Origin of the sequence: Micromonospora sp. NPDC047738 (assembly GCF_040642675.1) — a bacterium.
Taxonomy (GTDB): Bacteria; Actinomycetota; Actinomycetes; order Mycobacteriales; family Micromonosporaceae; genus Micromonospora.
In genome coordinates this window covers 38,016-51,044 of record NZ_JBEYSO010000025.1, presented here as the reverse complement: position 1 = coordinate 51,044, position 13,029 = coordinate 38,016, and the positions used below count along the sequence as shown (strand labels likewise).

Annotated in this window: 10 protein-coding genes; 6 read left to right on the top strand and 4 right to left on the bottom strand. The window is 71.6% G+C overall.

The window, feature by feature from the left end; translation table 11 throughout:
• Positions 1-34: 34 nt before the first annotated feature.
• On the top strand, positions 35-1,108 hold the full coding sequence (locus tag ABZ783_RS28930; protein ID WP_357443600.1) for a hypothetical protein: 1,074 nt from the start codon (positions 35-37) through the stop codon (positions 1,106-1,108).
• 121 nt (positions 1,109-1,229) lie between these two features.
• The gene (locus tag ABZ783_RS28925; RefSeq protein ID WP_357443686.1) at positions 1,230-2,525 is read left to right on the top strand and encodes an MFS transporter; all 1,296 of its coding nucleotides are present in this window, start codon (positions 1,230-1,232) and stop codon (positions 2,523-2,525) included.
• Positions 2,526-2,567: 42 nt separating this feature from the next.
• Here the strand turns inward: ABZ783_RS28925 and ABZ783_RS28920 are convergent, their stop codons facing one another.
• The 3 genes from ABZ783_RS28920 to ABZ783_RS28910 form a co-directional block, all read right to left on the bottom strand.
• Positions 2,568-3,428, bottom strand: a complete 861-nt coding sequence (locus tag ABZ783_RS28920; RefSeq protein ID WP_357443598.1) for an SgcJ/EcaC family oxidoreductase — start codon at positions 3,426-3,428, stop codon at positions 2,568-2,570.
• A 77-nt stretch (positions 3,429-3,505) separates the two neighbouring features.
• Positions 3,506-4,522: a sigma-70 family RNA polymerase sigma factor gene (locus tag ABZ783_RS28915; RefSeq protein WP_357443596.1), complete on the bottom strand. Its 1,017-nt coding sequence runs from the start codon at positions 4,520-4,522 to the stop codon at positions 3,506-3,508.
• Between the two features lie 84 nt (positions 4,523-4,606).
• On the bottom strand, positions 4,607-5,896 hold the full coding sequence (locus tag ABZ783_RS28910; protein WP_357443594.1) for a D-alanyl-D-alanine carboxypeptidase: 1,290 nt from the start codon (positions 5,894-5,896) through the stop codon (positions 4,607-4,609).
• 238 nt (positions 5,897-6,134) lie between these two features.
• Between ABZ783_RS28910 and ABZ783_RS28905 the strand changes: the two genes are divergently transcribed.
• The 4 genes from ABZ783_RS28905 to ABZ783_RS28890 all read left to right on the top strand — a co-directional run bounded on the left by ABZ783_RS28905 (position 6,135) and on the right by ABZ783_RS28890 (position 10,693).
• On the top strand, positions 6,135-7,037 hold the full coding sequence (locus ABZ783_RS28905) for a phytanoyl-CoA dioxygenase family protein (protein ID WP_357443592.1): 903 nt from the start codon (positions 6,135-6,137) through the stop codon (positions 7,035-7,037).
• A 146-nt stretch (positions 7,038-7,183) separates the two neighbouring features.
• Positions 7,184-7,930, top strand: a complete 747-nt coding sequence (locus ABZ783_RS28900) for a response regulator transcription factor (RefSeq protein ID WP_357443590.1) — start codon at positions 7,184-7,186, stop codon at positions 7,928-7,930.
• Complete coding sequence (locus ABZ783_RS28895) at positions 7,927-9,663, top strand: ATP-binding protein (protein WP_357443588.1); 1,737 nt, start codon at positions 7,927-7,929, stop codon at positions 9,661-9,663. Before ABZ783_RS28900 ends, ABZ783_RS28895 begins: the two co-directional genes overlap by 4 nt.
• A 133-nt stretch (positions 9,664-9,796) precedes the next feature.
• On the top strand, positions 9,797-10,693 hold the full coding sequence (locus tag ABZ783_RS28890) for an NAD(P)-dependent oxidoreductase (protein WP_357443586.1): 897 nt from the start codon (positions 9,797-9,799) through the stop codon (positions 10,691-10,693).
• 98 nt (positions 10,694-10,791) lie between these two features.
• Here ABZ783_RS28890 and ABZ783_RS28885 read toward each other — a convergent pair whose 3' ends face one another.
• Positions 10,792-12,837 (bottom strand): S8 family serine peptidase, encoded by a 2,046-nt coding sequence (locus tag ABZ783_RS28885; RefSeq protein ID WP_357443584.1) that lies wholly within the window; start codon positions 12,835-12,837, stop codon positions 10,792-10,794.
• Positions 12,838-13,029 lie beyond the last annotated feature (192 nt).

Here is a 13,029-nt window from a genome sequence, read left to right as displayed (position 1 = left end):
CCCCATCCCGTACGCACGCCGAAGGCAGGCCGCCGTGTCCGAGCCCGTCACCGACCCCGTCGCCGGTCCGCTGGCCGAGATCGTCGCCGACGTCCTGCCCGCCGACGTGCCCGAGGCCGTCATCGGCGACGTCATCGCCGAACTGCTGCCCGCCGAGGGCCCGCAGGTGCTCGCCGACGATCCGGTGCAGGCCGCCGCCGCGATCACCGAGCTGGTCGAGGCCGCGACCCGGCAGGTGTTCGCCCCCGACCCGCTGGCCGATCCGGTCGCGGCCCTCACCACGCCCGCGCCGGAGCCGACCGATCCAGCCACGTCGGCCGCCGCCCGCGCCGGCGTCGACATCCGCCCGGTCGACACGCACGTCGACGTCGCCGCCGCCGTCAGCGTCCTCGACGGGGTCTTCGCCCCGGGCGCCGGACACCACTTCTATCCACCAAGCCTGCTGCGCAACCTGCTCGCCGCCGGCGCTCCGATGCTGCTGGCCTGGGACAACGAGATCCCCGTCGGCGTGGTGCTCGCGTTGCCGGGGTGGACCGCCAACGGCCAGCCGCTGGTGCAGTCCGGCCCGATGGCGGTGTTGCCCACCGCCCGCGGCCGCGGCGTGTCGGTCGCGCTGAAGCTCGCCCAGCGGGCCTGGGCGATCGACCGGGGCGTCACCGAGATCCGCTGGACGTTCGACGCCATGGCCGCGGTCAACGCCAACCTCAACCTGCGCCGGCTCGGCGCGACCGTGGAGGCGTTCCTGCCCGGCTACGAGGGTCTCCGCGACGCCGACAGCCACACCCCACTGCCCTACGACCGGTTGCTCGTCGCCTGGCACCTCACCGGCACGCCCGCCGTACCCGCCGACGGCGCCGCCACACCGGTGTGGGCGGTCGCCGCCGCCCCGGACGGGCTGCCGGTGCTCGACCCGGCCTGGGCCGCCGCTCCCGCCGCGCTGGTCGCGGTGCCGGCCGACATCTCCGCGCTGCGCCGCGACGACCCGGCCGCGGCCAGCGCCTGGCAGCACGCCGTCGGCGCTGTGCTGCAGGAGGCGCTTGCGGCCGGCTGGCAGGCCGGCTGGGATCCCCGCGGCGCCTACCGGCTCACCCCGCCGCGCACCCGCTGACCGCGCGACCGGACGAAGATCACGCCGGTTGCGGGACGCGGCACCACGCCCCGAAGTGGTTGAGTGGGCCGGTGCCGCGTCCGTCATCTGTGACACCAAACCTGTCCGGGATGGGAGCGTGATGTTCGCTCCGCTGCGGTTCGCCGCGTTCCGCTACCTCGCGACCGGCCGCCTGGTGAACATGCTGGGCAACGGGGTTGCTCCCATCGCGCTGGCCTTCGCCGTGCTCGATCTGACCGGCTCGGTGCGCGACCTGGGCCTGGTGGTTGGCGCACGGTCGCTGCTGAACGTGCTGTTCGTGCTCTTCGGCGGGGTGGTAGCCGACCGGATTCCGCGCCGGGTGGTGCTGGTCGGCTCCAATCTGCTCGGCGCGTCGACCCAGGCGGCGGTGGCCGCTCTGGTGCTCACCGGTACGGCGACGATCCCGCTGTTGCTGGCGCTCAGCGCGGCCAACGGCGTCGTGAGCGCGCTGGCCCAGCCGGCCTCGGCCGCCGCGACGCCGCAGACCGTGCCGCCGGACATGATCCAGCCGGCCAACGCGATCATCCGGCTCGGCATGAACGCGGGCATGATCGGAGGCGCCGCGCTCGGCGGGCTCCTGGTGGCCGCCGTCGGCCCCGGCTGGGGCCTCGCCATCGACGCGCTCACCTTCGCCATCGCGGCCGTCGCCTTCACCGGAGTCCGGGTCGCCGCCCCGAGGGCACGGACCAGTGGCACGAGCATCGTCGCCGACCTCCGTGAGGGATGGACCGAGTTCACCGCGCGGACCTGGGTCTGGGTGGTGGTGCTCGGCTTCATGATCCTCAATGCGGCCCTCGCCGGCGGCGTGAACGTGCTGGGCCCGGCCGTCGCCGATGCGACGATCGGCCGCAGCGCCTGGGGGGTGGTGCTGGCCGCGGAGACCGCCGGAATGGTCGTCGGCGGGCTGGTCGCCCTGCGGATCCGGGTACGCCGGCTGCTGCTGCTCGGGGTGGCCTGCATGTTCGCCGAGTCGTTCCTGCTGTTGGCGCTGGCCCTGGCGCCGACCGTCGCCGTGCTGCTGGCCGCCGGCGTGGCCGTCGGCATCGCCGTGGAACAGTTCGCGGTCGCCTGGGACACCTCGATCGCGCAGCACATCCCCGCCGAACGGCTGGCCCGCGTCTACTCGTACGACATGTTGGGCTCCTTCGTCGCCATCCCACTCGGCCAGGTGGCGGTCGGACCGATCGCCGCGGTGATCGGCCCCCGCGACACGCTGCTGATCCTCGCGGCGTTGGTGGTGCTCGCCGTACTCGGCATGTTGGCCAGCCGGGACGTCCGTCGGCTGCCGGCGGCGGCCCCCGCCCGGGCGGCCGACGCAGGGTCGGCGGAGCACGTTCCCCCCGGGCCGGGGGACGGCCCGGTCACGGCACCTGCCGGACCGGCCGTCCCCACCTGAGCCACATCCGTCGGGAGCAACGATCGGCGCGGGGAACGAGGACTACGGATGCAGGTCGGTCCGCGCTTGGCCGGTGGACGGGTCGTAGGGGTACGACAGGTGCTGGTGGATCATCAACCAGGCGCCGTCTCGCCGTTCGAAGATCCGGGTTCCGCGCGACCAACTGTCGGCGGTCTGGCCGTCGGTCGGCGTCACCCGGACCTGGTTGAGACCCCAGGCGACCGCCAGATCGCCGTTGACCAGGATCTTCAGGTCGGGCACCTGCCAGGTGACGCTGCCGTCGCCGGCGGCGTCGAGGCCGGCCTTGCAGACCTCGCGTACCGCCTGCACGCCGACGTGCTGCAGCGGATGGTCGTGTTCGTAGGAGATGACGTCGTCGGCGATGCCCGCCATCAGGCCGTCGAGGTCCTTCGCGGCGGTGCGGTCGAACCACCGCTGGTGCAGCCGGCGCAGGTCCTGCTCGGCGGCGTCGTCGCGCCGGTCGGGGTGGACGTCAGCGGGGGCCGGGTCGGTGAGTGGGAAGGAGTGGTGCTCGTGGGCGACGACCCACCGGCCGTCCTGCTTGCGGAGGCCTAGCGTCAGCCGGAGCCGGTTGTCGGGATCGTGGGCGAACTCGTCCGGGGTGCCGCAGCGCAGCAGCGCGTACGCGAAGGCAACCTCGTCGCCGGCGGTGATGTCCAGCGACTCGATCTCGAACGAGGCGCCCTGGGCCTGCCACTGGAAGAACGGCGGCCAGGTTTCCCGGTAGGCGTCCAGGCCGCGGACGCCCTGCTGCGGTGGCGGCACGTCGAACATCACGATGTCCTTGGCGTGGTCGGCAAGGACGGCGTTGAGGTCACCGCGGTGGACCGCGTCGGCCCAGCGCTCGATCAGGGTGCGGATCTGTTCCTCGTCGGTAGGCATGCTCCGTGGGGCCCTCTCGGTTTGGTGTGTCCGTCAGGACTACAACCCGAGCCGGCCCGGAAACTCATCGCGCGCCGTCAGACTTTCTCGGCCAACTGTGCCGGCAGGCCGAAGGTGGGAAAGTGGGCGTCCAGGAACGAGACCACCTCGGCCACCCGGCCACCACGCAGCGTGAGCAGGTCCAGGCCGGCCGGGACGTACGCGAGGCGCTCGTCGTCCCATCGGTAGGTGCCGAACGCGAGCTGCCCGTTGGCCCGCACCGGCCGGAAGCGCCAGCGATGCTGGAGCACCGCCTCGACCAGGAACTCGCGGACGGCGTCCCGGCCCTCGTACCAGGTGCTCAGCGGTGGCATCGAGTACCGTGCGTCCTCGGTCAGCATCGCCACGATGGCGTCGACGTCGCCGGCCTCCCACGCGGTCAGATACCGCTTGACCACCTCCCGCTGCGTCGCGTCGCCCAGCGCGTCCAGGCTCTGTCGCTGACTGGTCTGCGGCAGCAGGTCGGCGAGCACCTTCCGGGCTCGCTGCAGGGCGCTGTTGACCGCGGCGACCGTGGTGTCCAACAGCTCGGCCGCCTCGGCGGCGGAGTAACCGAGCACCTCGCGGAGCAGCAGGACGGCTCGCTGCCGAGGCGACAGGTGCTGCAGGGCGGCGACGAACGCCAGCTCGACGCTCTCCCGCGCGAGCACGCGGTCCTCCGGGCTCAGCCGTGCGGTCCAGCCCATCAGCTGATCCGGGTACGGTTCGAGCCACGCCCGTTCCGCCAGCGGCGCACCCTCGGAGCTCAGATCCGCGGGCAGCTCCCGCCGCCCCCTGCGCTCGACGAGCGTCAACGACCGGTTCGTCGCGATCTTGTACAGCCATGGCCGGATCGATCCGTGGTGCTCGAACCGCTGCAGGCTGCGCCAAGCCCGGTCCAGCGCGTCCTGGACGGCATCCTCCGCGTCATGAACCGAACCGAGCATCCGGTAACAGTGCGCCCGCAACTCGTCGCGCATCGGCCCGACGAGCCGGCCGAAGGCATCCCCGTCGCCGGCACGCGCTGCGGTGAGCAACTCCGTCACCGACGGCTCTCCGCCCTGCTCGGTCCGCACGTGCCAGCTCCGTCCTGATGCGCCACCGGCACCCACGCTAGTGCGGCGTGTCCGCCCACGGGTGCGCCGGTGCCGGGCGCGGGCTCAGCGGTGCTGTCGGATCCGGTCCCAGGTGCTCGGCGGCTCCAGCCCGGCTCCGGTGCGCAGCGGGGTGGCGATCGGGGTACCCGCGCCGGCGACCGCGGTGACCCGGCCGTGTTCGGTCTCGGCCGGCAGCCGTGCCGGCACGGCCGGGATGTCGACGTCCAGCCGTACCCGCATGCCGGGCCAGCCCACCACGGTCAGGTCCTGCACGGCGGTGAGCGTCGTGCCGCCGTCGAGCGGGCCGCGGACGGTGGCGACCTGATCGCCGGCCCGGATGACGGGGTGTACCGCGATCGCCGTGGCGGCGGTGCGGACCAGCGGTCGGGTCGCCCGGAACACCCGGTCCAGTTGCTCGGGGGTGTGGGCGCCGGGCTGCCCGAGGACGGCGCCCACGATGGTGAAGTTCCGGCCGCCCACCTTGACGACGGCGGCGAAGACCAGGCAGCCGCCGGCCTGGTCGGTGGAGCCGGTCTTGATCCCCACGACGCCGTCCTTGCCGACCAGGGAGTTGTAGTTGCGTACGGTGCCGGCGACCGGCAGGGTGGCGGTCTTCTGCGCCACGATCTCCGCGAACGCCGGCAGTTCCATCGCCTTGCGGGCCAGGATCACCTGGTCGACGGCGGTGCTGACGGTGCCCGGGTCGTACCCGGACGGGTCGGTGTAGTGGGTGCCGGTCATGCCGAGCGCCGCGGCGGTGTCGTTCATCTTGGCGATGAATGCCTGGATGCTGCCGGCGTCCCAGGCGGCGAGGATCCGCGCCATGTTGTTCGCCGAGGGGAGCAGCAGCGCCTGCAGCGCCTGGCGTTCGGTGAAGACCGCGCCCGCGACGACCGGCACGAGGGACTCGCCGCGCGCCTGCTCCTTCGGGTACGCGGCGGCCTGCTGCGCGGTGACGGTGAGCGTCGGGCCCTGCTCGCCCCGGTCGAGGGGGTGTTCGGTCAGGATGACGTAGGCCGTCATCACCTTGGTCACGCTCGCGATCGGCACCGGCTTGCGCCCGCCTGAGGTGCCGAGCGAGCCGACCCCCTCGACCGAGAGGGCCGCCTGCCCGGTCTTCGGCCATGGCACCTTCGGTGCCTTGCCGGGGATGGTGGTCGACGCGGGCAGGGTCCGGGTGATCGTCGGGGCGGGCAGTGGGCGGCGCAGCGGCGAGACCGCGACCAGCGCGGTGGCGGCGAGGAGCAGGGCCAGCAGGCCGCTGATCAGCAACCGGTGACCGCGTCGGCGCCCCTGGTTCGCCGGTTGGGGCGGGACCGCTTTGATCACCTGGGTCGTCGCGGAGTCGAGCATCTGGTTATGTCCCCCCGGGTGGCAGGCCGGCGTGTGCCACGGCGCGCTGATGTCGGTGTCGCTGCTGTCGGCGCACGATCAAGTTCGGTCGGGCAGCCGCTGCAGACGGATCGTTCCTCGGTGCGGACCCGTCGGCAAGGGGCGCATCCGTTACCCATGCGAATCGCACAGCTTCTTCACACCCGGCCGGTTAGCTCCTGATCACCACGACAGGAATCACGCCGATGGAGATCGCCCGATGTATGAATACGACGGCCGGACGGGGTACGAGCCGATCAGCGACGTCGACCGCAAGGAGTTCCACGAGCAGGGCTTTCTGCTGCTGCGTGGCGTGCTGACCGAGGAACACCGGGCGGCACTTGAGCAGGCGGTGGACCGGATCCACGGGCGGGCGACCGCCACCGGCAACACCGGCCCGGACGGTTCCCTGCACCTGCTGGGTTTCCTCGAGCGCGACCACCTTTTCGGTGACCTGCTCACTCATCCCGTGACGTTTCCCTATGTGTGGGGGTTGCTCGGCTGGAACATCTATACGCATCACCACCATCTGGACGTGACACCGCCGGCGCGGGAGCCGGAGCGCCCGTACTGGGGGTGGCACCAGGACGGTTATCGGCAGAATTCCGACCCGGAGACGCTGGATCCGGCGGTGCCCCGGCCGATGTTCTCGCTCAAGGTGGCCTACGTGCTGTCCGACCTCACCGAGACGGGTCGCGGCGCCACGAAGATCATCCCAGGCAGCCAGGTGCGGAACAGCCTGCCTCGACCCGACGACGTGTCGGCGCACCATCCGGATCCCGCGGGCACGGTGGAGATCACCGCCGAGCCGGGCGACGCGTTCGTCTTCGACCGCCGGCTCTGGCACTCCCGATCGACGAACCGCTCTGCGATCACCCGCAAGATGCTCTTCGTCGGCTACACGTACCGCTGGATCCGGCCGCTCGACGACCTGCACGTCGACCGGGAGGGGCCGTGGTGGGCGGCCCGTACGCCGGTGCAACGCCAGTTGCTGGGCGACGGGAAGCACACGGCCAACTACTGGGGCATCAACTGGGACGGGCACGTGGACGACGACATCCCCCTGCGCCAGGAACTCAAGCATCGCGGGCTGCTCGACCGGAGGATCCCCTGGCTCCGCTGAAGCCGCCGGCATGGCTACCCTCTGCGACGAGGGCCGCGCGTCGGACCTCACGAACCACCCCGGACATCGTCACCGTCAGTGACGACAAGGTGGCCGGCTCGCCGTGACGTGCCGGCCACCCCCGGGCCCGATCAGGATGGAGCGACATGGGCGGACGGATTCTGGTCGCCGAGGACGATCCCAAGCAGGCCAACCTGATTCAGCTCTACCTCGAGCGCGAGGGACACACCGTGCTGGTGGTCAGCGACGGGCGCAGCGCGCTCGACCAGGCCCGGAGCCGCCGTCCAGACCTGGTGGTCCTCGACGTGATGATGCCGGTCATCGACGGACTCGACGTGTGCCGGATCCTACGCGCCGAATCGGACGTGGCCATCCTGTTGCTGACCGCCCGTACCACGGAGGACGACGTCCTGCTCGGCCTCGACATCGGCGCCGACGACTACATCACCAAGCCGTACAGCCCGCGCGAGCTCACCGCCCGGGTGCGGGCCCTGCTCCGGCGGGCCGGTGTCGTCACCGCGGGAACCCAGGCGGTGCTGCAGGTGGGCGACCTGGAGGTCGACCCGGGCCGATTCGAGGTACGGGTGGCGGGTCGGCCGGTCACGCTGACCGCCAAGGAGTTCGGCATTCTCGAGGTGCTCGCTGGAGAGCCGGGACGAGCGTTCACCCGGACCCAGATCATCGATCGAGCGTTCGGCTTCGACCATTTCGTGCTGGAGCGTACGGTCGACGCGCACGTGATGAACCTTCGCCGCAAGATCGAGACCGATCCCGCGGCACCACGCTACGTGCAGACCGTCTTCGGCCGCGGCTACCGGCTCGCGGCTCCCCGGCCGGGGTCGGCCGACCTCGGCGGCTCGTCGGTTCGGCAGTCGGCGGGTCGCCGGCCGTGAGTTTCCGGCTGCGACTACTGCTGCTGGTCGTCCTCGTCGCGGTGACCGCGACCGTGGCGACCGCCTGGCTGACCCTGCGCCAGGCGTCCCAGCAGGTTCTCGACTCGGCGGCGGCCGACCAGACACAGGTCGACCTGGTCACCGGACAGCTGACCCGGTACGGCCAGGAACACGGGACGTGGACCGGGGTGGTCGACCTGGTACGGGATCTGCGATCCAGGACCGGCCAGCGGATCCACGTGGTGACCGAGTCCGGTGAGGTGCTGGTCGACACCGACACCGAGGAAGGCCGCTCGGCCCGTCCGCTCGGCAGCAGCAGCGCCATCGTCGATCCCCGGCCGACCTTGCCGCTGACCGTCGCCGGCCCCGATGCCACGAAGACCACCGCCATGGCGATCGCCGAATACCGCCACACCGCCCGGTACGCGGCCTGCCTGACGGCCGGCGGAGTCCCGCTGGAGCGCTCGTCCGGCTACCTCGGTCTGCCGCAGTTCGCGCCCGTGTCGCCGGGGCAACCGGACCTCAGAGAGATCATGGCGAACTGCGACAGCGTCGCCGTCGCCGCTGACGACGCCGAGGCGACCAGGCAGGTGAAGGCCTGCGGCACGGCCTCCACGGACAGGACCGAGAGAATCCCCGTGCCCGCCGATGCACAGCGCCCGCCCGCCGATGCAGCGACCCGCGAGGACCAGCTGCGCTGTCTCGCCGGCGCGTTCACCGAGGGGATCCGTGACGTGACGCCCGTGCCGGTCCGGATCTATTTCGGTGCCCGTGGGGAGGCAGTGCGCCCGGTGGCGACCGGTCCACTGCTCGCCGCCGCGGCCGGCGTGGCGCTCGTGGTCATCCTGGGCACCGCCGTGTTGAGCCATCGGGTGCTGCGTCCGATCCGGACCCTGACTACCGTGGCCCAGCACCTCGGCCGGGGAGACCTGAACAGCCGGGTCCCGGTGCAGGGCAACGACGAACTGGCCAACCTCGGGCGCTCGTTCAACCGGATGGCCGACTCACTGCAACGCGGTGAGGAACGACAACGGCGGCTCGTCGCCGACGTGGCTCACGAACTACGCACCCCGCTGGCCAACCTGCGCGGCTACCTCGAAGCGCTCGCCGACGGGGTGATCGCCCCCGACCCGGAACTCTTCGCCTCCCTGCACGAGGAGGCCGTGCTCCAGCAGCGGATCGTCGACGATCTGCAGGACCTGGCGCTCGCCGAGGCGGGGAGACTCACCTACCACCGGGTGGCGGTCGACGTCGCCGAACTCCTGGAGACCTGCCGGACCACGCACCGGGCACGAGCCGAGGCCGCCGGGGTGGCCCTGAGCGTCCACGTCGCACCGGCCGCCCAGCCGGCCGCCTCGGACGCGCCGGCCGGGCCGGCGGTGGTGAACGCCGACCCGGACCGGCTGCGGCAGGTCCTCGGCAACCTGATCACGAACGCGGTACGGGCGACCGCGTCCGGCGGCAGCGTCGCCCTGCACGCCGGCCGGACCGACGGGGTCGCCGTGATCCGGGTCGTCGACACCGGCACCGGCATCGAACCCTCGGCGCTGCCGCACATCTTCGATCGGTTCTGGCGGGCCGACCCGGCCCGCGGGCGGCACACCGGTGGCGGCGGGCTCGGGCTCGCGATCGCCCGGCAGATCGTCACCGACCACGCCGGCACCATCACGGTCGCCAGCCAGGTCGACGTCGGCACCACCTTCACCATCACCCTGCCCACCCTCGCCCGATGACGTCGGCGCGGCTGCCGGCGTCCAGGCAGTCACCGAGGCACACCGTGACGCCATCCGCCACCGCCGCACCGCTGGAGCCGAGCGGGCCGCACCCTCGTGCGCGGCACGGCCTACCGCAGGAAAGGATGTGACCATGACCGATCCGGAAGCCGCACTCCCCGGGCGCGTTGTCGTCACCGGGGCCAGCGGCAAACTCGGTCGCGCCGTGGTCGCGCACCTGCGCGCCGTGGGCGTCGACGTGCTGGCCGTGGACCGCGCCGCCGGGCGCGACCCCCGCGAGGTCGACGGCGAGTTCCTGCTCGTCGACCTCACCGACTACGGGCAGGTGGTGGAGGCTTTCACCGGCGGCGCCGACGAGCACGTCGGCAGGGTCGACGCCGTCGTGCACCTGGCAGCGGTGCCGGCCCCCGGGCTGCTGTCCAACGCGGCCACCTTCGCGAACAACTCCGCCGCGACGTACAACGTCTTCGCCGCGGCCAGGGCGGCAGGGATCAAGCGGGTGGTGTGGGCGTCGAGCGAGACCGTGCTCGGGCTGCCGTTCGACACCCCGCCGCCGTACGCGCCGCTCGACGAGGAGTATCCGCCGCGCCCGGAGTCGACCTACTCGCTGAACAAGGCGCTCGAGGAGGAGATGGCGCGGCACTTCTGCCGGTGGGACCCCGAGATGGTCATGGTGGGCCTGCGGTTCTCCAACGTCATGGACGTCGAGGACTACGCGCGGTTCCCGTCCTTCGACGCCGACCCCCGGCTGCGCCGGTGGAACCTGTGGGGCTACATCGACGCCCGTGACGGTGCCCAGGCGGTCGAGCGGGCCCTCGCCCACGACCAGCCCGGCGCCGACGTCTTCATCATCGCCAACGCCGACACGGTCATGAGCAGGTCCAGTGTCAGCCTGATGGCCGAGGTCTACCCGGGTGTGGAGGTCCGCAAGGAACTCGGCGAGCATGAGACCCTGCTCGGCATCGACAAGGCACGGCGGGTGCTGGGCTACGAGCCTCAGCACTCATGGCGCAACCACGTGGACCGCTGACCGCCGGTACCCCCGACCCCGGGCGGTGGCCGGGCAACCTGTCCACGCAGTGGCGGTCCGGGGCCGGAGCCGCGGACCGCCACCGCCTACGGCGAGCGCTAGTTGAACTGGAAGTTCGCCGAGTGGGTCGTGCCGTCGATCAGCGTGACCTCAAGGCGTCCACACGTCTTCGCCAGCGACTTGTCGGTCTTCCAGACGTACTGGTACTGCTTGGTGACCGGGTCGTAGGTCAGCGTGCTCGCGCCCGCCGTGACGGTCTGCTGGACCACCTCCTGCGCGGCCGAGGTGTTGCACGTCGTGGCGTGCAGCTCGGGGAAGCCCGACGCGAGAACGGCGAGCCCCTGATCGCCACCGAGACCGAACTTGACCGGGACGGCGCTGCCGGCCTTCACGACGTTGACCTTGTCGGCGCTGACCGGCGAACCGAAGGGCTGCCAGTCGTAGACGACCTGGTAGGTGACGCTGACCGGGCCGGCCTTGTTGCCGGCACGGTCCCGACCGCCGGAGCAGGTCGCGGTGAAGAACCCGACGCTCGGACCGCCGGTGACGGACAGGGCGGCGGGCGCAGCGACCCCGCTGTCGCTGTCGGTGGTCGAGCAGGCCGGCGTGACCGTGGTGCCGAGGGTGATCTGCTCACCCTGGCTGACCCCGGTGGCCGTGACGGTGGGCGGCGTGACGTCCTCGTCCTCGGTGACCGCCTTGTAGGCGTTGACCAGGCCGTACCCGAAGAAGCCGTTGACCTTCGGGTTGTTCGGGTCGACCTTGCACCGGCCCTGCGTGTAGTCGGTGCCGGAGGTGGGGCAGGCGAGCGGAATGGCCTGCTTGCGCAGCAACTCGGCGATGTAGTCGGGGGTAGCGCCGGGGTGCTTGGAGACCAGCAGCGCAGCGACGCCGGCCACGTGCGGCGAGGCCATCGAGGTGCCGGACAGCGTGCGGTAGCTGGCCACCCCGGTCGAGGGCGAGGTGGAGTAGATGCTCGACCCGGGCGCGGCCACGTCCACGACCCCGAGCCCGAAGCTGGAGAACGACGAGCGCGCCGGCTGCGTGGTCAGGCCCGGGTACCAGGGCCCGACCGCGTTCGCCGGGGCGGTGGGCTGGGTGGTCGACGACACCGACACCACGTTGGGCAGCTCCGACGGCAGGTCGAGGCAGCTCGGGTCGAGGGTGCGCCGGACCGGGGTGGTGTCGTCCGGGCTGGTGGTGTCGACCGTCTTGTTGGCGAGGTCCTGGTTCTCGTTGCCTGCCGCGGCGACGTTGAGGATGCCGCGATCGGTGGTGTAGTTCACGGCCCGACGGACCGCCTCGACGACCGGAGCCTGGTCGGCCTGGCTCTCACACCAGTACAGCCACGGGTCGATGTAGTAGCTGTTGTTCGTGACCTGGATGTCGTGCTCGGCCGCCCAGATGAAGCCGCAGATCGCGTACTCCGGGTAGATGAAGCCGGAGGAGTTGACGACCTTGATGGCGGCCAGCTTCACGCCGGGCGCGACGCCGACGATGCCGACGTTGTTCTTCGCCGAGGCGATCGTGCCGGCCACGTGCGTTCCGTGGTAGTCGGCGGTGAGACTGCTGGGGCGCCACGCGCCGGGGGTGGTGTCCGGGGCGCCGGTGCCGACGCAGTTCACCGACTTTGACTGATCCACCACCGGGGCGAGGTCCTGGTGGTTGGCGTCGATCCCGTCGTCGAGAACGCCGACGGTGACGGTCGAGCTGCCGAGGTTGACCTCGTGGGCCGCCCGTGCACCGATCAGGATCATGTCGCTCTGCCGGGTCGCGTTCTCCAGGGCGTCCGGCACGTAGGCGTCGACTTCCTCCGTGTCCTCCGCCATGGCGGGCAGGGCGGCGGTCCGGGTGGCGCCCGCGGAGAGGACGGCGCCGCCGTGCGCGACCGCCTTCACCTTCTGGGCGAACGCAGGATCGGTGGAGCGGGCGATGACCACGCCGATCTGCGCGTACGAGACCATCACCTGGCCGCCGGCCTCGGTGACCGCTGCGGCGGCATCCGTCGTCTGCGCCTTGCCGACGGCGTTGACGACATAGCTGAGGTTGGGACCTTCGGCTGCCGCCGCGCTCGGCGCGAGGACCGCACCGAGCGCCGCAAGGACACTGGTCGCTGTGCTGACGATGAGGGCATGTCTGCCCAACCTGGAATTCATTCCGGGCCTTCCGAAAAGAGGGTGAGGGGGTCACCCGATCTTGGGTTGAGTGATGATATGGCGAGCAATTCTCAGCGCACACTCGGCTGGATGGTTGATGGCCGTGGCCAGGTGAAACGCCTATGACCTTCGGTTAATCGGTCAGCCTGCCGGTCTGATATACCGGCATTTGGCCCTGCT